This window comes from Alteromonas sp. KUL150 (assembly GCF_009811475.1).
Lineage (GTDB): Bacteria > Pseudomonadota > Gammaproteobacteria > Enterobacterales > Alteromonadaceae > Alteromonas > Alteromonas gracilis.
Genome location: NZ_BLIJ01000002.1, coordinates 13,381 through 37,457, shown reverse-complemented (window position 1 = coordinate 37,457; position 24,077 = coordinate 13,381). Strand labels below are relative to the sequence as shown.

Here is a 24,077-nt window from a genome sequence, read left to right as displayed (position 1 = left end):
CGCTAGCTAGACGCGCAGAAGAATAGGATTAAGGAATTACGTATGAATACCCTTTCAAGTCACGTACTAGACACAACATTAGGTAAACCGGCGAAAGGCATTGCACTAACATTAACACTGCCTGATGGCAGCACGCTGTCAGGTGAGACGGATAATGATGGCCGTTTTAAAAACTGGGCGCTAGTCGATGATGGCGGCTTCCCTGCAGGCATTTACAACCTGAGATTTCACTGCAAGCCGTATTTAATCGAAACCCACGGCAGCAGTTTTTACCCACATATTGATATCACGTTTGAACTTACTGAGAATGGCGGCCACTATCACGTGCCATTGCTTATTTCTCCCTTTGGGTTCAGCAGCTACAGAGGCAGCTAGTATATATGCAGCTTTTTCGTGCAAGCATTGCGCACTTTCCAAAACAAACTACTCAGTTCGACAATGACATCGCTATTTTCAAAGACGGTGGTTTGTTAGTTAATGACAGCGAAATACAAGACATTGGCGAATTTCACGTAATAGCTGAGCGCTATCCAGCCGCCACTGTGACCGACTTTTCGGGCAAATGGATATTACCGGGTTTAATAGACAGTCACCTGCATTATCCTCAAACCCAGAGCATTGCTCACTATGGAGAACAGCTGTTGAGCTGGCTCGAAAACTACACGTTTCCCACAGAGATACAGTTTGCAGATAGTGCACACGCCACAACAATAGCCAAAGTTTTCTTAAACCAGTTATTGAGAAATGGCACCACCACTGGTTTTGTTTTTACCACCGTACATAAGGAAAGCTGCCATGCACTATTTAGCGCAGCGAGTGAGATTGATATGGCGATTGTGGCAGGCAAAGTGTGTATGGACAGAAACTGCCCTAGCGAGCTTCGCGACAACGCTGAAACTGCCCAAGCAGATAGTGCACAGCTCATAGAAACTTGGCACAACAAAGGCCGTAGCCGTTATGCACTAACCCCTCGTTTCGCCCCCACCAGCACAGAAGCCCAACTTGCTGCGCTAGGTGAACTTGCCGAGCAGTATTCCGACGTTTTTATTCAAACGCATTTATCTGAAAATTTAGATGAAATTGCGTGGGTAAAAAGCTTGTTCCCTCAAGCTGATGGTTATTTAGATGTCTATGACAAATATAACTTAGTGCGGGAGCGTTCCGTTTTCGGACACGGTATTCACCTTACGCCAACTGAATGGGCGCGATTAGGTGAAAGTGGTGCAACTATTGCCTTTTGCCCAACATCGAACTTATTTTTAGGCAGCGGCCTTTTTGATATGACCGCGGCACGGGCCAATAATGTTCATGTTGCTATGGCTACCGATGTAGGCGCGGGTACTACATTTAATATGTTTAAAACCTATGGCGACGCCTATAAGGTTAGTCAATTACGTAATGAGCCCATCAGCCCGTTAGAAGGATTTTACCTGATGACTCAAGGTGCCGCCGTGGCTCATGCCCTTGATCATGAAATAGGCAATTTAAACCCTGGGTCTACGGCCGATTTTATTGTTGTTGAGCCGAGGTTCGATGAATTGACGCGCTTAAGAATAAAAGAAGACGCTGAGTTTGATGACGTGTTTTTTGCGTTGAGTATTTTAGGTGACGACCGTGCTATCGACCAAACGTGGTTAAACGGTACCTGCCGCTATAAAAAAGAAGATTAAAGTAACAGGCTACAGTAGGGCTTTATACCCTAAATAAGGAGAATAATAATGCCGTGGCTAGATTGGATTAGTTTATTTGTACGTTGGTTTCACGTCATCGCAGGTGTGGCGTGGATTGGCGCGTCGTTTTACTTTATTTGGCTAGACAATAACTTACGTACGCCACCAAAGTGGAAGCAAGACAAGGGGATTAAAGGCGATTTATGGGCTATTCATGGCGGAGGATTTTACGAAGTTGCTAAATACGCTTATGGCCCAGAGAAAATGCCCGAGACCCTGCATTGGTTTAAATGGGAAGCCTATACGACTTGGCTATCGGGCTTCGCCCTTCTCATTATCGTTTACTACTTTGGAGCCAGCGCCTATCTTATCGACCCATCGGTCAACGCCATGTCGCCAGCCACGGCAATATCTTTGGGGTTAGGGTTAATCTTTGGTGGTCTAGCCTTGTACGAGCTTGCCTGTCGTAGTCCATTGGCAAAATATCCACTCGCCTTCGGCATTGGATTAGTTGCGCTTATTTGCGTTGTTAGCTACCTGTCTACTCAGTGGTTTAGCGGTCGCGGCGCCTATATCCACGTGGGTGCACTTATCGGCACTATTATGGCTGGTAACGTGTTTTTTAATATTATGCCGAACCAGCGCAAGATGGTGGCAGCGGTAGCAGATAAAAAAGACATTGACCCAAGCTGGGGAGCAAGCGCTAAATTGCGCTCGGTGCATAATAACTATTTCACCTTACCCCTGCTTTTTATCATGATTTCCAATCACTATCCCATGACTTACCAGCACCCACAAAATTGGCTGGTACTTATTGCCATCATGGCGACAGCTGCGTGGATAAGACATTTCTTTAATTTGCGTCACGTGGGCACCACTAAACCAAGTATTTTAGTTTCTGGTGCAGCAGCGATGCTCGCGATAGCACTGTGGGTGTCTTGGCCGCAATCATCTTTAGAGACAACGTTTAGTCATGAAACTGCCCATTCGCCGAATAGTGCTGAGGTCGATGCAATGCATACCTCATCTAATCGAGATGGAATGAGCAATGAAAGCGGTGACTCACACACTAGTATGGTGATTAGTGATGAGAGGGTGGCAAGTTTGGTAGCAACGCATTGTGTGAGCTGCCATTCACGAACGCCAACGGATGATATCTTCAAAGTTGCACCATTGGGCGTGGTGCTAGATACATGGGAAGACATTGAGCGGTTTGCACCGCAGCTGGTTCGCAGAACCACAGTGACCAAGGATATGCCGTTTTTAAACAAAACCCAGATGACTGATGCCGAGCGTCAGGACATCGCTACATGGTTTGCACAGAAACGATAGGCTCACCGAAAAGCGGTATAGGCACGCTCTACTTACCTATACCGCTTTATCAATTATTGCTTCGGCTTGCCGACAGTGCTTTTTTCCATACATTTCCTCGTCAGCTCGGTCCAACCACTCCTGAACCGAAGTTATATCTTCGTGCCACTCGACCCAACCCACGCTATATTCGATAGGGACAACTTCGCTTTCGCTTACCTTTATTTGAAACTTGCACTGTGCAGCTCGTTCAAAAAATGCTTCTGCTTCCTTCCCACTTGTTCCATAGAGCAAAATAACGAACTCATCGCCACCAATACGGCCAAACCGATCACTATCCCTCAGTAGCTGGCTCATTGACTCTGAGAATGTGACTAAGGCCTTATCTCCAAGTTTGTGACCGTACTTATCGTTTATTTCTTTAAATTTATTAAGGTCTATATACACAAGGGTGGAGGTTTGTTGACCTCTATCCATTCGCGCTATCTCATCACTTAACTGACTAAAAATTTCTCGTCTGTTGGCCAGCCCTGTGAGGGAGTCAGTTTTTGAAAGGTGCTCTAGCTTGGTTACAGCACTCATTAGCGCTTGCTGTTGAACTTTTTCTCTCGTTATATCATCTGCCGTACCCAGAATACGGGATTCTCTTTCTCTATCATCGAATAAAAGACTTCCTCTATCATGAAGGTATTTTATTTCACCTTTCGAGTCATAGATCCGGTATTGAATATCCCAATTTTGAAGTGGTCGACGGTTGAATACGTTTAACACCCTGGCTTTGTCATCTTCGTGAACATAATCGAGAAACCGCATTGGATTACAGTATAGTTCGTACTCATTGCGACCAAAAATGTTCTCATAGCCATCATTGACGTACTGCATTTTGCCAAGGTCGGGCGTGGCCACCCATATGAAGGTTCTATCTGAAAAGGCGCTGACTATTTTGCTAAATAATGCATCGATTTGAAAAAGCTCTGACTGGATACGCTTTTTATCGTCGATATCTTCAACCACTGAAATGAAATAATCGGGGTTGTTGCTTTTATCTCTGACAAGAGAAACTGTCAGTTGCGCCCACACATACTCGCCGTCTCGCCTTATGTAACGTTTTTCTAGCGAATATTTGTCAATTTTACCTTTCAACAAATTTTCAAGGTAATCGAGATCTTCATCTAAATATTCTGGTGCGGTTAACTTTTGAAAAGTAAGTTGTGTAAGCTCTTTTTCAGCGTACCCCAAGAAATCACAAAGTTTCTTGTTAACACGTATAAAGCTTCCGTCAATACTTACGTGGGCTAACCCCACAGGACAGGAGTGAAAAGTCTTTTCAAACATGGGGCTTAGCCCCCTTACGTGACTGCATTCCATCGCCTCTTAAGTGAGTAATCACACAATATGATCACAGCTTATACTTTCGTATAACTAATTATAGATTAGTTTTATTTTTCCGCTAAAAAATGTCCCTAAGAAAAAGGATTAGATACGTTCTGTAGAATCTGACCTTTCAAGCACGCCGAAGAGAAGCGGTGCATCACGAACGCACCGCATAGGCACTCGTTTTAATTATCTGAGTGACTTTCAGACCACACGCGAAGCTGTTCGAGTATGTCTAACGCAGAGCGACCAAATTCAGTAAGACTATAAGTGACAGCAATGGGTCGGGTATCAATAACGCTGCGCAAAACCATCCCATTGTTTTCAAGTTCTTTTAGGCGCTGATCGATCATTTTACGGCTTGCGCCACCAAGCATTCTGCACAAGTCGTTAAAGCGAACCGGTTCATCTTTAAGATGATAGATGATTGAGCCTGTCCACTTTCCACCTATTAACCGCATTCCACGCTCAATAGCACAGGGTTCAGTACACGTATTTAGTACCGTTTTTTTACCCTTGGCATCTGTTTTAATCTCAGTTTTCATTCATGTCCTTTAAAAGAGCGACCAGTAACCAAAAGTATACTAATTGCTAAATTAAACAAGGTTACTAAACTATACCATGCTTAGAAGCTAACCCAAAGGCTAGCTCCTTTCGCATTTTAGCCTTGTGTTTTTTAAAAGGTTCATGCCTGACGCGCAACTTAAAACCCTATTACACATATTTTTTTTGAGCTTTGAAACCCTCGCAAGCATCGAAAAATAGATCTTTTCAGAAGCTTTGCGAGTAAGGGTTTCCAATACACCAACTTAATGTTGAAGCTTAGCTTTGCCCTAAAACGGCGTTGTTTGTGAATAAACACAGGTAAAGACGAAAAATTTAGCATTAAGCACTATAGTAATTCGGTATGCCAAGCGGGCTAATCAAACCTTTCTTGGTGAGACTGTCTGTAACTCTAACTACTCGGTAATAACGACCATGATTGAATTTATATTGAATGGAAATAAAGTGCAGACGGATGCTGCCGCAGATACCCCACTTGTATGGGTAATACGAGACGAATTTGGGCTTAAAGGAACGAAGTTTGGGTGTGGTGTTGCCATGTGCGGAGTTTGCACTGTTCATATTGATGGTAACGCAATTCGTTCATGCTCATATCCGGTTTCCGCGGCCAATGGCAAAGAAGTCAGTACCATAGAAAGCTTGAATGGCGAGCACCCACTTCAGTCTGCTTGGGTCGAAGAGCAGGTTCCCCAATGTGGCTACTGTCAATCTGGTCAAATTATGCAGGCTGCAACCCTTCTTAAAAGCAACCCTAACCCGACAGACGAAGAAATTGTCAACCATATGAATTCAAATTACTGTCGCTGCATGGCCTATACGCGGATTAAAAAAGCAATTAAACGCGCCGCAACCTCTTCTGTAGAATATTTTGACCCAAACGCATCGAAAAAAGGTGAAAACGAATGAGCATAAAAGATATTTCTAAAGAAAAGAAAGACATGGTTAGCCTTTCTCGCCGCTCTTTTATGGTAGGGTCGGTGAAAACTTCATTACTCATGGCTTTTGGTGCTTCAGCCCTCCCTTCCTTGTTATCTGCAAAAGAAGCGCTAGCATCAAAAACCTTTGCGCCTAATATATGGTTTGAAATGGACACCACCGGCAAGGTAATAGTGAACATTGCTAAAGCAGAAATGGGTCAGCATGTTGGCACAGCCATCGCTCGAATCTTAGCTGACGAACTGGAATGCGACTGGAATAAAGTTGCTATTGTTCACGTTGATACAGATCCGAAGTGGGGCTATATGGTCACAGGCGGCTCTTGGTCAGTTTTTCAAACCTATAAACCCATGTCTCAAGCTGGCGCTGCCGGCCGGCAAGTGTTAGTTCGCGCGGGTGCTGAACTGCTTGGAGTTTCAGAGTCTAGCTGTGAAGCAAAGTCAGGGTTTATCGTATCTGGGAGCAAGAAGATAAGCTACGGCGATATTGTTGCCAAAGGAAATATTGACAAGACATTTTCAGCGGATGAGTTGTCGGCGTTACCAATCAAGCCTGGCAATAAGAAGCACCTTATTGGCATAGGTAACGATTATAAAGCGCTGGATATCCCACCTAAAACCGATGGAACTGCAGTGTATGGTATTGATGTTGAAGTCGACAATATGCTTTACGCTCGCCCTATCCTTCCGCCTACGCGATATGGAAGCACGGTAACGAATGTAGACGACAGCCAAGCTAAATCACTGCCTGGCTACAAAGGCTATAAAGTGTTGTCTGACCCATCGAATACTGTTGAGGGGTGGGTAGCTATTCTCGCCAGCGATTACCCTACTGCTATCAAAGCCGTGGACATGGTTAAGGTGACATACAACGCCGGTAAAACGGTTAATGTAAATGAAGCTGATATTCAAAAAGAAGGCGAGCGAATTTGTAGAGACCGTAATGAAGGTACACTTTTCGTCGATGAGGGTAATATTGTAGAAGCGCAACAAAAAGCGGCGAATACTATCGAGGCTATGTACACCACCTCTACTGCTAGTCACTTTCAACTTGAACCCGTAAACGCCGTTGCCGAGTTTAAAGACGGAAAGTGGCATATTCACACGGGAAATCAGTGGCAGGGCCTTACGCTACCGGCCGTTGCCAAGGCGGCAGGTGTCTCTGATTCTGAGGTTGTGATTCATCAATATTACTTGGGGGGTGGCTTTGGTCGCCGTCTTTTTGGCGACTGGATTATTCCTACAGTACTTACAGCGAAAGCGGTAGGTCAACCTGTGAAAATGTTGTTTATGCGGCCTGACGACGCAATGTTCGACCAACCGAGGTCTGCGTCTACATCGCTCTTTAACGCTGCTTTTGATGAATCTGGCAAGTTTTTAGGAATGGAGCATGCGCTAGCCGCTGGCTGGCCGACTCTCGCTATGGCACCGAGCTTCATGCCCGACGGTGTGGATGGAAAAGGTAAAGTAGACCCGTTTTCAGCTTCCGGCGCAGACCACTGGTATACCATGGAGCATCACAGAGCACGGGTTATTAATAACAAAGTAGCGCAAGACACCTTTACTCCCGGCTGGCTGCGTTCAGTGGGCCAAGGGTGGATAGTGTGGGGACTGGAAAGCTTTATCGATGAGGTTGCTCACGAAGCTAAGCAAAACCCTGTCGATTTCAGACTTGCCATGCTTGATGGTAAAGGCAAACAAGCGGGCAAAGCGCCTGAAAGTGTTGGCGGAGCTAAACGGTTAGCCAACACCCTTGAAATCCTTAAGAGCAAGACCGCAAATGTAAAGCTAGCTGAGAACGAAGGCATTGGCTATAGCGTCACCGCAGGGCAAGAGCGCACTATGCCTGCTTGGTTAGCTACCGCTGCCCACGTCCATGTTGATAAGGCGTCAGGCAAAATCACACTTAAAAAACTTTGGGTTGTGGCTGATGCTGGTATCGTGGTTCATCCAGATGGTGCTATGGCACAAATGGAAGGCTCTTTACTATGGGGCACTAGCCTAGCACTGTTCGAGCATAACGAAATAAAGAACGGTTATGTTGCGAAGAAAAACCTTACCACCTATCAACCGCTGCGAATGAAAGATGTACCTGAAATGGATATCGAATTCGTTGAAAGCGACGAATTCCCGGTGGGCTTAGGTGAGCCTGGTGTTATCGGTGTCGCACCTGCTGTGGGTAACGCGGTTTATCAGGCTGCGGGGGTGCGTTTGCGTCACCTTCCTATGTTATCTTCCCATGTTACTGAGGCGCTTAGTGCCTGAGATAGAATGTAAATCAAACAACCCGCGAAATCGCGGGTTGTTTTTTTGTTAGCTACGCAAAGCGAGAAGATCAGTTTAGAAATGATAGTGCGCGCTTAAAACGAAAGATTCAGAACCTGGGTTTCTATCCCCTAAGCCACCGTTTGAAATATGCCCAATCTCAGCTTCAAATGACAATAATTCAGAAACGTTATACAGCCCGGCAATTGAAGAATAAAACTCGACGGTATCACCTAAGTTTTCAGCTTCATCAACGATACCTGCGTGAAACGCAGCGCGTATTGAAAACCCCTTGTATCGGTAAATATCTTTGGCAATGCCCGCTGCAAAATAGTGCTGACCTTGATCTGCATTAATTAAAAGTACCGTCGGTCTTAAATCATAAAATTGCGCTATGGGCTTATGAATATAAGCGACATGCATGGCATAGCGGTCGGCATCGTCGAATAGGTTCCAAACTGCCGCACCGGCTTTTAACTCGCTTCCTTGCGGTAAAGCGTAACTTTTAGGCGCGAAAAGTGAAAGAATTGCAGATGAAAAGATTAAAGGTAATGTAAGTGTGAGTGTTTTACGTGTCATTTTCATGGTTATACTGTTCTCAGAGATTGTTTCGTTTTAATGTTTAAGAAAAACTAACAGTCCTCATAAAGGTGAAAAAATACCGTTCTGTCGAAGACGTCAATGTATCGCTAACAGAATAATGGATACTAGGTTACTTTTTTCAACCTGATTACTTTTAGTAATCTTATAACTTTGTAGAAAAAGACATTCACTATTGCTCTAAATATTTTGTTGCATGTGGATAATAGTATTAAGACACCAAAAGGTTTCGTTCTTTGGCGTACGTACAAGGCCGGTAAACCAGGCCATTTAAGTTGGATAATATCGAGTGCAGTGTATGAGTGACAAAAGTACTATTGAAGAGACAAAGCGCAGTAAAAAGGTCCTCGTGCTTTTTGCCCACCCTGCACAGACTGAATCTGAGGTGAATGTTCCCCTTTTTCACGAGGCCAATTTAAACAGGCACGTCACTGCCGTCGATTTATATGCAGAATATCCCGACTTTAATATTGATATTGAGCGAGAACAGCAGCGCTTAATCGATCACGATGTGATCGTATTTCTTTTTCCCCTTTACTGGTACTCAACGCCATCCATTTTGAAAGAGTGGCAGGATTTGGTGTTAGAATATGGTTTTGCCTACGGCCATGAAGGCACTGCACTTAAAGACAAAATCTTTCTCTGCGCGCTTAGCGCTGGCGGAAAAGAAGAAGCCTATCAAACCGATGGTTTTAATCACTACACGATTAGGCAATTGCTTCAACCCCTCGAACAAATGGCTCAGATCACGCAAATGACTTATGTTGCTCCGTTTGCCCTTTTCGGTTCTAGAACCGCTCAAGAAGAGGCGCGAGTTTATGAGCATAGGGGCAAGTGGACCACCCTATTGAATAAACTGACAACCAATAGCCTTGATATAGAAAAAGCACAGCATATCGAAAATCTTGCTGACCTTTGTACTTCGCAGGGAGAATAACGTGACGGGCTATTTTTTATACGCATTTATCTATCTGGTTGCCGCTGTAATAGCCGTACCCATTGCGAAACGCCTTGGATTAGGTTCTGTATTAGGTTATCTCATTGCAGGGCTGGTTATAGGCCCAATATTCGGCCTTGTTGGCGATGAAACGGTTGCCATTCAACACTTTGCTGAATTTGGTGTTGTGATGATGCTTTTTCTAGTGGGTCTTGAGCTTGAACCGCGCTCTCTCTGGGCGATGAAGTCTAAGTTGGTTGGCTTAGGTGGCCTGCAATTAGGTTTAACAACGGCCCTCATCACAGCAACAGCCATGTGGCTAAGCCAGCCATTCGGTATTTCGCTCACCATTGGCCTTATCTTTGCCCTTTCTTCAACCGCTATTGTCTTACAAACACTTCAAGAAAAAGGTCTTCAAAAGACTGAAGGGGGTAAAAGCGCCTTCTCCGTCTTATTGTTTCAAGATATTGCGGTTATTCCCATGCTCGCGTTTATTCCGCTCCTTGCCATTCCCGAACTGATAAACGCAGGCACTGAACATGGAGGTAACTCAAGCTCCCACGACAGTTTTAATCTGGTTGAAGGGCTTGCCCCGTGGGCCTCGGGGCTTGTTATTATCGGGTCTGTCGCATTTCTAACTATTGGCGCTCATTACTTAAGCCGCCCACTTTTCAAGTATGTTGCGGCTTCGGGCTTACGGGAAATATTTACGGCCACGGCGCTTATGCTCATTATCGGCATTGCCGCGTTAATGGGGCTTGTTGGCTTATCACCTGCCCTTGGGGCTTTTTTAGCGGGTGTGGTACTCGCTAACAGTGAGTTCCGACATGAACTGGAAGCCAATATAGAGCCATTCAAAGGATTATTACTGGGGCTTTTCTTCATAACCGTTGGAGCCGGCATTAATTTTTCTGTGCTTTCTGAAAACCCCATGTTGATAGCGGGGCTAACAATAGCGGTAATGTTATCTAAAGCCATTGTACTTTTTGTCGTTGCTCTAATCTTTAAGATTAAAGGCACCAACAAATGGCTGTTTACGCTGAGTCTTGCTCAAGCCGGGGAATTTGGCTTTGTTTTACTCAGTTTTGCTTCTCAAAATTACGTGCTGCCCAGTGATATCATTTCGATCCTCTCGTTGGTTGTCGCCATCTCTATGTTCTTAACGCCCGGGCTCTTCATTTTATTTGATAAGGCGATTATTCCCCGCTATAAAAATGCGAAGTCAACGCGCTCTGACGACGAGATTGATGAAAAAGGTACCGTTGTTATTGCTGGGATAGGACGCTTCGGTCAAATAATCAACCGTTTGCTCGTTGCAAACGATGTCAAAACCGTTGTACTCGATATTCGTTCTGAGCAAATAGACCTTATTCGTCGTATTGGTACCAAAGCCTTTTTTGGCGATGCATCTAAACCCGATATCTTACATACCGCAGGGGCGCACGAGTCCGCTTTATTAGTTATCGCTATTGATGACCGGGAAACGGCAGCAGAGATGGTCAAATACGCAAAACATGCTTACCCAAATATAAAAGTCCTTGCCCGCGCTTTCGACCGTGGTCACGGTTATCGGCTGCGTCAACTCGGTGCAGACTATGTGGTATCAGAAACCTATCATAGTGCGCTTGAAATGGGCGCTGAAGCTTTGCGTTCTCTCAACATTCATCCTTTTCATGTTGAGCGTCAAAAAATGGCTTATAAAAATATCGAGTCTCAGCAAAATGACGTGCTTTATCATGCCTGGGCAGACGATGCCAGTGGTGAACGAGTTGATAACAATTACCTTAAGCTCTTTATTGAACTTGAGTCGCTAATTGAAAATGCCCTAAAAGCAGATTTACACGACAAACATTCTAGAATGCGTGGCTGGACACCGCCACCCAAAGGCTATGCTGAAAAGCTTGCACCAGATGAAAAGCCGGATGAAACTGAAGGGCATTAAGAGAGAATCGTTCGAACGTTAGGGCAAATTGAAAATAACGAAAATATCGCAGCTGTGAATAAAAGTTAACTTTCACCTGATCGAATTGGGAAAATAACGCTATAACCTTTATGTACACATAGCGCAGCGTGTATTGCCTTTTACTCGCTTGCGTAGATTGAACAGGGATCGATTGTTCGATACATATAAATATCCCTCCGAGATATGTAGCTGAAGCAAACGTAATTTATTTGAATGGAGAGTACCATGTTGTCTGAAAAAAGCCGTTATCGCAGCCTAGCCACACCCGCTGTGATTGCTTTCATAGCACTTGTCGGGTTAAGCGCCTGTCAGGAAGCGCCAACCCCGCCCAAAGCGGCTTCCTCAACACCGGTAACCCTTTATAATGTTCAACACTCAGACGAAACCATCGCTAAATTTCCCGGACAAGTAGAAGCAGCGGAGTATTCAAATCTTTCATTTCGCATCGGCGGCAAGCTTCAAGAGCTAAACGTAAAAGCGGGCGAAGAAGTAAAAGAAAATCAGCTTATAGCGCGACTTGATGACAGAGATGCAAAAGCCCAGCTTGCTACGGCCCAATCTCAATTTGATGTGTCTTCTGCTATGTTCGAACGCATGGAGGCATCGGTAGAAAAAGGGGCGGTAAGCCGCTCTACGTTTGACGAAGCCAGGGCAAACTTTTTGGCGGCTAAAGCAAGTCTAACTAACGCAAAAGACCAATTGAGCTACACAGAACTTCGCGCTCCATTCGCCGGTCTCATTGCGTCTGTACCGGTTGAAAACTATCAAGTGATCGTGCCTCAGCAAACCATTGCTGAACTTCATTTGCCCGGCGCTATCGACGTGACATTCCAATTGCCAGAGCAAAAAATGCGTATGATTGACCGCTCGCGAGCAAGAGAAAATAGTTCATCTGAAATGGCTTGGGTTACCTTCTCTGGCATGCCAGAAAAGCGCTACCCCGCCATGTATAAGGACCACGAGAGCACCACGCGACAAGGGGAACTTAGCTACGAGGTCACCATTACCCTACCTGAGCCTGACGACATCAACGTGTTATCGGGTATGAGTGCAACCGTATTATTAGACATGTCTAAGCTTATTGAGTCTGATACAAAACTATGGCTGGTACCTTTTGGCGCAGTTGTTACAGATAACGCCGAGCCTGACAAGGCAATAGTGTGGCGTTTTAAACCCGACAACGGTAACGGCAAAAAGGGAACGGTAGAAGCCGTTCAAGTTATGATAACTCGCGGCATTTCTAACGGCTTATTGGTAGAAGGCCCATTAAACGATGACGATAGAATCGTCGCTGCTGGTGCCCACCTTGTCAAAGAGGGCCAAGCTGTTACGGAGTGGACGAAAGAAGGAGGCCTGTAGATCATGGTCGAGTATTTTTTTCGTCAAAAGGTTATTAGCTGGATGGTCGCCATCATTTTGGGTGTGGGCGGCGTAGTTACTTTTTTAGGCTTAGGTCAGCTTGAATTTCCCGAGTTCACCATTCGAAATGCCCTTGTTATTACACAATATCCGGGCGCGACACCAGAACAGGTTGAAGAGGAAGTCACTCTGCAACTTGAAAAGGCTATTCAGCGAATACCCAATGTTAAGCGCATTAGCTCGGTCAACATGGTAGGCCTTTCACAGATCACCGTTGAGCTTAAAAGCGGTGTTCAGGCAAAAGATTTAGAACAGTATTGGGACAATTTGCGCCGCAAAGTAGGAGACGCTCAAGCGTCACTGCCCCCTGGAACAAGTACCTCCATCGTGAACGACGACTTTGGCGATGTATTTGGCTTATTACTTACTTTAAAAAGTGAAGATTATTCGCTTAAGCAAATGGAAGACTTTGCCGACTTGATGCAGCGGGAAATACAGCTGGTTGAAGGGGTTAAAAAGGTTTCTATTGCGGGCACGGTCCGTGAGCAAATCATCGTGTCGTTAGATCACGATAAAATGAAAGCCCTTAACGTTTCGGCTGAGTCGATTGCTGGCCTGTTAACTGCGCAAAATGTTGTGGGCAACGCAGGCTCGATCAAAGTGCAAGGTAAACGCCTGTCCATTCAGCCAACTGGCGAGTTTGACAACTTAGAAGCCCTCGGCCAGGTAGTGATTGGCTCACCTGCAAGTGGCCTTATTCGCCTAACGGATATCGCGACTATTGAGCGAAAACTTAACGACACGCCGTCTATTCTTTATCACAGTTCTGGCACACCTGCCCTTTCCATTGGTGTATCGTTCGCTTCAGCAGTGAATGTGGTGGATGTGGGCAAGCGATTAGATACTAAAATTTCCGAATTAGAACAGCGCATGCCATTAGGGATGACGCTTAACACCGTTTACAACCAGCCAATCGTGGTAGATGATTCTGTTACCGGTTTCCTGATTAATCTTGTTGAAGCGGTAGCCATCGTCATCTTTGTGCTTCTTCTTTTTATGGGCTGGCGCAGTGGCGTATTGATGGGGCTCATTCTTGTACTGACTATTCTTGGCACCTTTATTTTGATGTCGGTAAAAGGCATTGAGTTACAAAAAATCTCTTTGGGCGCCCTTATCATTGCCCTTGGCATGTTGGTCGACAACGCCATTGTGGTAACTGAAGGTATGTTAATTGGTGTTAGAAAAGGGCAGACCAAGCTTCAGGCGGCGAAAGACGTGGTGTCTCAAAACGGTTTACCGCTTCTTGGCGCTACCGTTATCGCCATCACTGCTTTTGCGCCTATTGGTCTATCACCCGATGCCACAGGTGAATTCGTCGGCTCACTTTTCTGGGTGCTTTGCTTCTCGCTTTTCTTAAGCTGGATAACAGCCCTTACTATTACGCCTTTCTTTTTCGACCTGCTGTTTAAAACTGAAAAAGAACGTGGCGCTAATGATGAAGATGACGACCCATACAAGGGCATTATTTTCACGGTATATAAACGCGTGCTTACTGCTGCGATTAATCATCGTTACGCGACAATAGTACTGGTACTCGTTGCACTAGTCGGCAGCATGGCGTCAGGTAAATTTGTGAAAAACGCATTCTTCCCAGATTCGTCTACTCCCCTTTTCTTTGTCGATTTGTGGCTGCCCGAAGGCAGCGATATTTTAACCACCGAGCAGTCGATACGACGCCTAGAGTCCAAGGTGTTGGACATGAAGGACATAGCTAATATTACTAGCGTTATAGGCGGTGGTGCACAGCGGCTTACTCTGACCTATGCGCCAGAAGATAGATATGCCAGTTATGGACAGCTCATTGTTGAGACCAATACGGTTGAGTCGCGCGACGCGCGTATGCGAGAAATCATTGAGTTGGTGCGAGAAGACTTCCCTAATGTGCAATACAAAGTAAAAGCACTTCAAGTAGGCCCTTCTGCAAAAGCGGCAATTGAAGCGAGAATTTACGGGCCAGAGCCTGAAATTTTGCGTGAGATCAGCAGCGATATTGAAGCCATATTTCAAGCAGAGAAAACTATGGACAGCGTTCGCCTGTCGTGGAGCAATAAAGTTCCTTTTGTCGAACCTGTATTTTTGGAAGAACAAGCCCGACGTATCGGCGTAACACGAGATGCCGTTCACACTGCGTTTCTACTTAACAACGAAGGTGAAACAGTTGGGCTTTATCGCGAAGGTAGCGATTTAATCCCCATTATCATGCGCAATGATCCAAACCAACGCTATGATATCGACAACCTTGCCTCTCTTAACGTATGGAGCAAAGAACAAGGTAAGTACATCAGCATGGCCGACGTGATCAGTAACGTTGATGTATCGCTTGATAACCCTATCATCAAACGCCGTAATCGGGTGCGTATGCTGGCAGTTTATGCTGAACCCATGCCTTTATCCGGAGAAACGGCAGCTAGCGTGCAAGCGAAAGTTCGCCCTCTTGTAGAAGAACTTAAACTGCCTGATGGCTATCGCATTGAATGGGGCGGCGAATATGAAACCTCTCGCGATGCGCAGAGCGCCCTCTTCGCGAGTATGCCGATTGGTATTTTGGGTATGTTTATCATTACCGTGCTCCTTTTTGGCAGACTTCGCCAAGCGTTAGCGATATGGGGCGTAATACCGCTTACCACCATCGGCATTATTGGCGGCTTAGTATTAGTGGGTGCACCGTTTACTTTTATGGCACTGCTTGGCAGCTTGAGCCTTATTGGTATGGTGCTTAAAAACGGCATTGTGTTGATGGAAGAGATTAACGTGCAAGCCAAGGGCGATAGCGGCGCATTTGAAGCGGTTGTTACCGCGTCAGTGTCTCGTGTTCGCCCTGTTTCTATGGCGGCTATTACTACTATATTGGGTATGATCCCACTGTTTTCTGACGCGTTCTTCGCATCAATGGCGGTCGTCATTGTATTTGGTCTGACCGTCGCCACCGTGCTAACACTGCTTATTTTACCAGTGCTGCACTGCACGTTCCACGGTATTAAGTCTGAATGACCATTTGCTTATAAGCTTTAACGCGCGTTTAAGGTGGATGCGAAAGCAAAAAACGCAAACTGAAAGCCAGCGTATTGAGTTTACTTAATTACGCTGGCTTTTTTATTACACTACCATCAACACCGCTATTTTAACATCAACCTAAAGCGTAATTTAGATTAGGTAGCTTGAGTCTACAGAGTCATTATCACTCGCTTAACATTTTGTTTTGCTATACATTTGTGGTTACATTGTGTAAATAGCACTCACACATTCTATAAGCTACAATTAGGGCACATGACGTTAATTAAAAAAAGATGTCGCGCCATTTTGCTTTGGTATTAAATAGCTATTCAGGGGTTGTACGTCAGTGCATGCAATCGTTCAAGCAAACGTGAAGTTCTCAGTTAAAGGAGATGACTGCTAATAATGAAGCTATCTAGTCGAATTAATTGGGGCATTATTGCCCTAATGTTTATTGCGTTTATTGCGTTGTCTGTCGCTGAATTACGGCTGCTTCAGTCAAACACGTCAACGTTGATTAGCAATGTAACTGAGAAAGCGCTGGCTAGCTACACGAAAGCCACGAATGCGACGCCCGCTTCTTCGCAAACAAAGTCAATGATGTTAAGTGCTGTGGCGGAAACGTTGGCAGCGAGACCATCCATCGCATCTGCGAATGTTACAGACGAAGAAGGCAATGTGAGCGTTAGTCATGAGAGTGCATCTACAGGCCCTATTCCATCTTGGTTTTCGTTAATCGACCCAGCGCCCGCGTTTAAAAAACGTATTGCATTGCCGAATAACGACAGTTATCTGGTTGTCACATCAGATAAGCACGATACATACAGCAAATTTACTGCGATTGTTATTAAAAATGCCACTATTTTTATGTCGCTTTCTTTTATCGTTTATCTACTCGTTACGGTTTTGACTAAATCGGCGTTACGCCCTATTAATGATGTTATTAGAAAGCTGAGTGACATGGGCGGTCATAACTTCACATCACCTGACGCTAACACGTCAGCTAAAGATTTCGAATCGCTGAGCATCACCGTTAATAACCTGGCAGCCACCCTCGCCTCGAAATTTGATGATTTAACACGCCAAGCTGAGCTCTTTAAAAAAGAAGCGAGTAAAGACGCATTAACCGGGCTTTCAAATAGAGGGGCTTTTGAACGCCATATGCGAGCGCTGCTAAATGAAAACGCAACGTCGCAAGAGAAAGAACTCATTGTTGTTCGGTTAGCACAACTTGCCAACATAAATACCAAGCTAGGTATGGTGCCCGGTGACAACTATGTTAAAGCCATAACCAATATATTGATGGAAGAGACAAAGAATAACAGCAGCATTCGTTTCGTTTTTCGCTTGTCAGGCGGCGATTTTGCGCTAATTAGCGAGCCAATGGAAAAGCCAACAAGAGACTTGGTTCTCACGAACATTTCTACACAATGCGCAAGCGTTACTCCACTTAGAGACGGAACTAAGGCTACGTGGATTGGCGTTACGCGATTTACCGGCTCGATGACTATGCAACAAGTTATGGAAAGCGTAGATAGCGCGCTGCTCGCTTCGATGAAGACCAAAAACGGCTGGCAACTGGCATCTGATATTGCACATGTGCACAGTAACTCACAGTGGCGTGAGCGCCTTAATCACATCGTTTCGCAACAGTATGCTGATATCATGATACAGCCCGTCATGGATATCGAAAAAAACATGCCCGCTTATTACGAAACATCTGGGCGATTTAAAGACAAAAAGACAAACGAAGTTATTCCTATGTCTCAGCTCATTCCTGCGTCTGAGCGATTAGACCTAATACCGGAAGTTGATAAGTTAGTAACAAATATCGTTTTTAAAAAGATGGAAGTAACTTCTCAACAAGTTGCGATAAACCTAAGCATTACGTCCATTGCCAATCGTGAGTTTAGAGAGTGGTTGGTTAAAGAACTAACGCAGCGGGAAAACCTCTGCTCGAAGTTATTCTTTGAGATTGAAGATGCAGCTTTGATACAGCAAAGAGAGTATACAGAACTGCTTTGCCGCCACCTGATGGGACTTGGTTGCAGAATTACCATAGAGCATTTTGGCGATAACTTCGCGTCGCTTTCTGGGTTAAGGGTAATTCAACCTCAATTCGTTAAACTTTCTGGAAGGCTTACGCAGGGCATTCACACTAACAAAGATAATCAGCTCTTTGTTTCTAGCCTTATCAGCATAGCGAAGAACCTCAATATTAAAGTCATTGCGGAGATGGTAGAGACTGAAGCTGAATCGATAGCGCTCACAAAGCTTGGGGTTGAACATCAGCAGGGCTATTACTTTGCTAAACCAGCGCTTTGGAATGTTTATTAGCCTTTAAAACCACCTTCAGGTAGCGAAGATGCCTTGGCACTTTTCATTATCATTGCGACATATGGTGTAGCGAAGAATGTGAGAAGTGCTAGCACTGCCGAAGCGCTAGCACACTAACCTTGCTTTTTAAGTAGCGCCTCCATCGCGTCAGCACTTATGGGTTTTGAATATAAATAGCCTTGAACAAATTCTACATTCAGCGATTTGCAATAGTCGGACTGTTGTTCTGTTTCAACCCCCTCAACAACGATGAACAAATCCAGCTTATGACCAACGTTCACTATTGCTTCCATTAATGCACTATCAAAGGCTTTTTCCGGCGCGCCTTTTAAAAAGGATCGGTCGATTTTTAAATGGCTAACGGGAAAGTGCTTTAAGTAACTAAGCGATGAATAACCTGTACCAAAATCGTCTAGAGAAATCTCAACGCCTAAGTCTCGTTGATGTCGAAGGTTTTCTAGTATTGCATTGTCTGACTTTATAAGGATATTTTCAGTGAGCTCTAAACCAATATCCTTGGGCAATAAATGATATTGATTTCGGCAATCCGCAAGGCGCTCAAAGTACGCCGTTTTTTCTAGTTCTTTACCAGAGACATTTACATCTATACGAACCTCAATCCCCTTTTCTTTCCATAATCTCGCCTGCTGACAAGCGTTTTCTAGCACCCAATTACCAATTTGCACTATTAAATCACTGCGTTCAGCTATAGGAATAAAGACATTCGGTGGAACTGCGAGGCTTTCATTTTGAGGCCGCCATCTAAGTAGCGCTTCGCACGATGCCACCTTTCCTGTTTTCAAATCATACTGAGGCTGGTAAAGCAATTCGAACTCGTTGTTACTTAGCGATGTACGTAGGTTTGCCGCAATATCCCTATGCTGTCGCAACTGCTGACTCAATGCATGGGTGAAGAGGTGATAGCGATTACGCCCTTCAGCCTTGGCTTGGTACATGGCAACATCTGCATTTTTAAGCAGATCATCAATTTCTTGGCCATGTTTAGGATACAAGCTTATGCCGATGCTAGAGGTAATGTGAATATTTTCAGCGCTTAGCTGAAAGCTTTGTTTAAAACAACAGGAAAGGTTTTTTGCGATATCTTCACAATCACTCTCATCACTTATGTTGGTAGCTACATAAACAAATTCATCTCCACCAAAACGAGTAAGCAAGCCATCACTGTCTATACAGTCAGATAAACGCTCAGCAACAGCACGAAGAAGCTCATCGCCCCATGTATGCCCAAGGGTGTCATTGATTTCTTTAAACATGTCTAAATCAATGAAAAATAGCGCAAAGCTTAAGTTATTTGTCGATGCTTCACTTATTGCATTTGCAAGGAATTGCTTGAGTAATCGACGGTTTGGTAATTCTGTCAGCAAATCTGTCGATGCCATGCGCTCTAGCTCTTGACGCACAGCATGCTGCTCACTTAAATCGATATCGACGCAATACATTTCCGGGGAGTCGGTATCTTCTTTTAACATCACGTGAGACGAAAAAACGTGTACAGGCTCCCCTCCCTTTTTTTTCAACACCAACTCTTCAGACGGTATCGCTTCACCGAATTCAATCCAGCGTTGATGCAACTTAATCACATCTGCTTTCATAAAGTCTGGAATAATTAAGTCTTCTAGTTTACGGCCAATGGCTTCACACTCGCTGTAGCCATAAATATCTTCACTTGATTTATTCCAGTAAATAACGTTTCGCGCTTTGTCATAACCTTGAACTGATACTTTAGGAAGGGCACTGATAAGCTGCAAGAACCGCCTTTCGGCTGAATCATGTTCTAAAAATGAAGCGGGTTCTCTGTATTCCGTTAAGCTCATCTAACTCCCTCGCGTGCTAAACTACATAAAAGCATCTTAAGCAAAAATAACTGCCACTGCTAAAGTGTAGTCTAAAATAACTGACTAGCAGAAACTGGTTTTTAAAATGAAAGCCAGGATTCGAGAAATCAGCGCTGCGAAAGTGTTACAAAATATGTGTTAAGGAGGATTAATGTGTTTCGATAGAGGGATTAGATGGTGCGTCTACCCTGATTCGAACAGGGGACCTCTACCATGTCAAGGTAGCGCTCTAACCAACTGAGCTATAGACGCATTACATGTTGCTAAACCAGAAAGGTCTGCGAATGCCTAACAACGCCGCGTATAATACTTAGCGCAGGCACCACCTGCAAGGAAAACTTCACAAAACAACGTTCAAGTGACTAATTTGACAGCAATTCGATTGTTTTTTAGTGGTTTGGGGGGGTTATTTATCTCATCTTAAAAGGTAATGGTTTAATTGAGTCAACCAGCGTGCCGTCATTTACTGCGCGCATAAAGTACTCCCCTAACCTGTCAGTTTCTTGAAGCACTGTTTGCCAGTACTTAATTCGGGTGTCTGCATCAAGAACTTCAAAATCCTTCCGGTCAGGTATTTTACTGTAGGGTAAATTAGCAACAAACGAGGCTGACGGAACTAGCATAACCACGTTGTCGTAGCTAGATTGATGAGGCACTCTGCCTTTTAATCCCTTATCAAACCAACCAGGGATGGGCTTATCGTAAAAGTGAGGATATAAAACTAAGCCTTCATCGGGCCCAAATGACAGATCAAAATGGTAATCGACTATCCCACCATCTCTATACATCCCAGGTGGGGCCCCCTCAATATTTTGAACCCCCTCAATAACAACTGGAATAGAGCCAGATGCCAATAAAGCACTGTGGATATTTCCGTGCGTTAAATCGTGGTACTTCGTGGGCAGCGCGTAAGGGTCTTTTATGGCAAAATTTGTATCGGGTGTAGAGAAAACGTATCGCGTATATAAGCGAGAAAGGTTCTTCCTATTTACCGTATTAGCCGCAGCACTCATTGCAAGCCCTGAAAGCTGTCTGAATTTGCTTTCAAAGCGAGTGGCACCTAGGCACCTTGCTACAATAAGATGAGCTTTGAAGCGAGGATTAGACAAGACCTCTTGCTTACCTTTCTCATCTACCATTTCCTTCAACAGATCTTCTGCTTTAGCAGTAATTTCTCTTGGCGTTGGTTTTTCACTGTACGTGGTGGTTGAATAAGATGATGCAAGGCGGTTAATTGCAGCAAGAGGATCGTTTTGCACCGCGCATATTGCGCGAAACGCGCCAGCAGATGAACCTATAACGTGAATCTGATGTTCGATGTTGGCAAACCACTCAGGAAACAGTACACGGTCTAAACCTGCAAGAGAAAACCATTTTGGTCCACCAGAAGCGCCTAAAAAGTAATTAAATAATTCCGGACGAAAGCCGTTTTTCATAATTACTTCACGTGCTTTTTTGCCTGCATATATGTCTAACGGTGCCACTTAAATTCCTTGCTGCTAACAGGTGAAAACCCGCTGTTTTGTCTATTCCGATGGAATTTAACAGCAAAAAGGGTAAAAGTAACTGTCAAAGCCTTTTCTTATGTGCTGTTCAGACCACACTAGTAACGGCCTATGCTTGATAAACTAAGGGGTAAGCGCTTCTATCACTTTTAGAAATACGCGATACTCATCATCAGTGATATTTTCGAGTCGCTTGTTTTGCCATTCCACTACGCGAGGAATTATCTGCTCATACATTGCTTTTCCCTCTTTTGATAGCGCGATTAGGCTAGACCTTTTGTCCTTTTTACTCAGCCTTTTTTTCACCACGCCATTCTTATTTAACCGTTCTATTGCACGAGAAACCTGCACTTTATCCAAGCGGGTAGCATGGGCTATCTCTTTCGCCGTTTTATACTTACTTTGAGAGCCCTCTAGGCATGCACCGAGCGTTGCCATAACACGCCACTCAGGCATTGTAAGTTGATAGGCCTCATATTCTCTCGCAAGAGAGCCGCTTAGATCGCTAGCCAACATTGCGACTTTGTAGGCAAGCATGTCATTTAACTGCACCTCGTTACTCCTGATTTTTATAAAACGACTAATATTTGCGTATGTTTCGTACACAATAATTAAGCTCTAAAGCCCTACCACTAAAAGGTTAACAGTGTTGCAGTTTTAAAGCGCTTCTATGCCTTTGTTTTTAGCAATGTATTTATTACTAGCGCGCTTATGATTGATACCTTTGTAAACCTTGCTTACCAAAACGTTAAATATACGAAAAAACTGCGCTACCACCTTTATTGATTTACATTTCATTTACCTCTAGCCTAGTTCATATAGTTTCATTTGTAACTAATTTCAGCGCATAGCTGCCTTCGAGACCTAATAGTGGAAAGCTTTATGGAAAACTTATCGTATTTAACCGGGTTTAATAACGAACATGAAACCGAAGCCTTGCCTGGGGCGCTGCCTAAAGGGCAATTCAGCCCACAGAAGGTAAACTATAAGCTTTACGCTGAGCAGTTCAGCAGCACTGCTTTCACTGCACCCAGAGCCGAAAACCGCCGAAGCTGGACATACCGACTTCGACCTTCTATCGCCATGGGAGACTTTACAAAAATAGACAACGGCTTAGTGCGCACAGCACCCGAGACTGACATTCCCTGTCCTCCTAATGTGCTTAGATGGGACCCTATTCCGCTTCCACAGCAAGATACTGATTTCGTTGATTCTCTCGTTACCATTGCCACCAATGGCGATGCCAAAACTCAAGTAGGAATAGGCATTCACTGCTACAGTGCCAACGCCAATATGCAAAATCGCGTGTTTTATTCATCGGACGGTGAAATGCTTTTCGTCCCCCAGCTCGGCAAAATGGAAATTACGACAGAATTTGGAAAGCTACACCTATCGGTAGGTGAAATTGCGGTTATTCCCCGTGGCGTGCGCTTTGCTATCAATCCGCTAGATGGTCCCATACGAGGTTATATTTGTGAAAACTACGGGCACCCTTTTGTTTTACCCGAACGCGGCCCTGTTGGCGCAAATGGCTACGCTAACCAAAGAGATTTTTGCTATCCCACCGCATGGTTTGAGGACAACGATACGCCGCATATTATGATAAATAAATTCTGTGGCAATCTGTTTGAAGCACAGCTCGACCATTCACCTTTCGACGTCGTGGCATGGGTAGGAAATTCTGCGCCTTATAAGTACGATCTTTCGCGGTTTAACGTAGTGAACACCGTAAGTTTTGATCACCCCGACCCCTCTATATTTACCGTACTTACGTCACCTTCAGAACTTGAGGGCACGGCAAACGTAGATTTTGTAATATTTCCGCCTAGGTGGATGGTTGCAGAACATACATTCCGCCCGCCTTACTATCATAGAAATATAATGAGCGAGTTTATGGGGTTAATTGAGGGAATGTATGACGCCAAAGAACACGGTTTTGTACCAGGGGGCATGAGCCTGCACAACTGCATGACTCCTCACGGTCCAGAGGCAGAAGTCTTCGAAAAAGCGTCCAATGCTTCTCTTTCACCTCAGCGTTATGAAAATACATTGGCGTTTATGTTCGAGTCTCGATACGCCATAGCGCCAACCGAGTTCGCCATGAACAGTGATTTACGACAGCGTGATTATCTTGCTTGTTGGAAAGGTCTTAAAAAATACTATAACGGAGAGAAGTAGCGCTTCTCCTTCAATGTATTGTTTTATGGACACATAAGATTGCAAACCAATCTTCATTTTTTTGTTTTTTAACAGTGGCATAGATTGAAAAAAGAGTGGATTATTGCGCTTTAAAGCAGCAACTGAAAACAAAACGTTACAGTCGAGCTTTCCAGCGCACAAACCCGTT

The 24,077-nt window shown here is 44.6% G+C and carries 17 protein-coding genes and 1 tRNA gene; 11 read left to right on the top strand and 7 right to left on the bottom strand.

Translation table 11 applies throughout. The features are described 5' to 3' along the window. Positions 1–42: 42 nt before the first annotated feature. The 3 genes from uraH to GVO62_RS00310 are packed head-to-tail and all read left to right on the top strand — an operon-like array spanning position 43 to position 3,002. Positions 43–375: a hydroxyisourate hydrolase gene (gene uraH / locus GVO62_RS00320; protein ID WP_159117250.1), complete on the top strand. Its 333-nt coding sequence runs from the start codon at positions 43–45 to the stop codon at positions 373–375. Between the two features lie 5 nt (positions 376–380). Beyond that, a complete protein-coding gene (guaD, locus tag GVO62_RS00315) occupies positions 381–1,670 on the top strand; it encodes a guanine deaminase (RefSeq protein ID WP_159117249.1) in 1,290 nt (429 codons plus the stop codon). A 48-nt stretch (positions 1,671–1,718) separates the two neighbouring features. Continuing rightward, positions 1,719–3,002 carry a urate hydroxylase PuuD gene (locus GVO62_RS00310; protein ID WP_159117248.1) on the top strand — a complete coding sequence of 428 codons (1,284 nt, stop codon included), beginning with the start codon at positions 1,719–1,721 and terminating at the stop codon, positions 3,000–3,002. Between the two features lie 36 nt (positions 3,003–3,038). Here GVO62_RS00310 and GVO62_RS00305 read toward each other — a convergent pair whose 3' ends face one another. Beyond that, entirely contained in the window at positions 3,039–4,316 is a 1,278-nt protein-coding gene (locus GVO62_RS00305) for a diguanylate cyclase (protein ID WP_159117247.1), read from the bottom strand. Positions 4,317–4,540: 224 nt separating this feature from the next. After that, positions 4,541–4,900, bottom strand: coding sequence for a winged helix-turn-helix transcriptional regulator (locus GVO62_RS00300; protein ID WP_105930922.1), 360 nt, complete (start codon positions 4,898–4,900; stop codon positions 4,541–4,543). A gap of 433 nt (positions 4,901–5,333) precedes the next feature. Between GVO62_RS00300 and GVO62_RS00295 the strand changes: the two genes are divergently transcribed. Then, entirely contained in the window at positions 5,334–5,825 is a 492-nt protein-coding gene (locus tag GVO62_RS00295) for a (2Fe-2S)-binding protein (protein WP_159117246.1), read from the top strand. After that, a complete protein-coding gene (locus GVO62_RS00290) occupies positions 5,822–8,119 on the top strand; it encodes a xanthine dehydrogenase family protein molybdopterin-binding subunit (protein WP_159117245.1) in 2,298 nt (765 codons plus the stop codon). The genes GVO62_RS00295 and GVO62_RS00290 overlap by 4 nt, the downstream gene beginning before the upstream one ends. A 75-nt stretch (positions 8,120–8,194) precedes the next feature. Here the strand turns inward: GVO62_RS00290 and GVO62_RS00285 are convergent, their stop codons facing one another. After that, positions 8,195–8,704 (bottom strand): acyloxyacyl hydrolase, encoded by a 510-nt coding sequence (locus GVO62_RS00285; RefSeq protein ID WP_159117244.1) that lies wholly within the window; start codon positions 8,702–8,704, stop codon positions 8,195–8,197. A 313-nt stretch (positions 8,705–9,017) separates the two neighbouring features. Between GVO62_RS00285 and GVO62_RS00280 the strand changes: the two genes are divergently transcribed. The 5 genes from GVO62_RS00280 (at position 9,018) to GVO62_RS00260 (ending at position 18,369) form a co-directional block, all read left to right on the top strand. Beyond that, positions 9,018–9,656, top strand: a complete 639-nt coding sequence (locus tag GVO62_RS00280) for an NAD(P)H-dependent oxidoreductase (RefSeq protein ID WP_159117243.1) — start codon at positions 9,018–9,020, stop codon at positions 9,654–9,656. 1 nt (position 9,657) lies between these two features. After that, positions 9,658–11,598, top strand: coding sequence for a monovalent cation:proton antiporter-2 (CPA2) family protein (locus GVO62_RS00275; protein WP_159117242.1), 1,941 nt, complete (start codon positions 9,658–9,660; stop codon positions 11,596–11,598). Positions 11,599–11,844: 246 nt separating this feature from the next. Further along, positions 11,845–12,978, top strand: coding sequence for an efflux RND transporter periplasmic adaptor subunit (locus tag GVO62_RS00270; protein WP_159117241.1), 1,134 nt, complete (start codon positions 11,845–11,847; stop codon positions 12,976–12,978). Between the two features lie 3 nt (positions 12,979–12,981). Beyond that, a complete protein-coding gene (locus tag GVO62_RS00265; RefSeq protein WP_159117240.1) occupies positions 12,982–16,029 on the top strand; it encodes an efflux RND transporter permease subunit in 3,048 nt (1,015 codons plus the stop codon). A gap of 408 nt (positions 16,030–16,437) precedes the next feature. Next, positions 16,438–18,369, top strand: a complete 1,932-nt coding sequence (locus GVO62_RS00260; protein ID WP_159117239.1) for an EAL domain-containing protein — start codon at positions 16,438–16,440, stop codon at positions 18,367–18,369. Positions 18,370–18,482: 113 nt separating this feature from the next. Here GVO62_RS00260 and GVO62_RS00255 read toward each other — a convergent pair whose 3' ends face one another. From GVO62_RS00255 to GVO62_RS00240, 4 genes are all read right to left on the bottom strand, one after another. After that, on the bottom strand, positions 18,483–20,204 hold the full coding sequence (locus tag GVO62_RS00255; RefSeq protein ID WP_159117238.1) for a sensor domain-containing protein: 1,722 nt from the start codon (positions 20,202–20,204) through the stop codon (positions 18,483–18,485). Positions 20,205–20,400: 196 nt separating this feature from the next. Further along, positions 20,401–20,477: transfer RNA gene (locus GVO62_RS00250), tRNA-Val, on the bottom strand. Between the two features lie 158 nt (positions 20,478–20,635). Further along, positions 20,636–21,709: a patatin-like phospholipase family protein gene (locus tag GVO62_RS00245; RefSeq protein ID WP_159117237.1), complete on the bottom strand. Its 1,074-nt coding sequence runs from the start codon at positions 21,707–21,709 to the stop codon at positions 20,636–20,638. A gap of 144 nt (positions 21,710–21,853) precedes the next feature. Beyond that, complete coding sequence (locus GVO62_RS00240; protein WP_159117236.1) at positions 21,854–22,282, bottom strand: MarR family winged helix-turn-helix transcriptional regulator; 429 nt, start codon at positions 22,280–22,282, stop codon at positions 21,854–21,856. 330 nt (positions 22,283–22,612) lie between these two features. Between GVO62_RS00240 and hmgA the strand changes: the two genes are divergently transcribed. Continuing rightward, positions 22,613–23,908, top strand: coding sequence for a homogentisate 1,2-dioxygenase (gene hmgA / locus GVO62_RS00235; protein WP_159117235.1), 1,296 nt, complete (start codon positions 22,613–22,615; stop codon positions 23,906–23,908). The last annotated feature ends 169 nt before the right edge of the window (positions 23,909–24,077 follow it).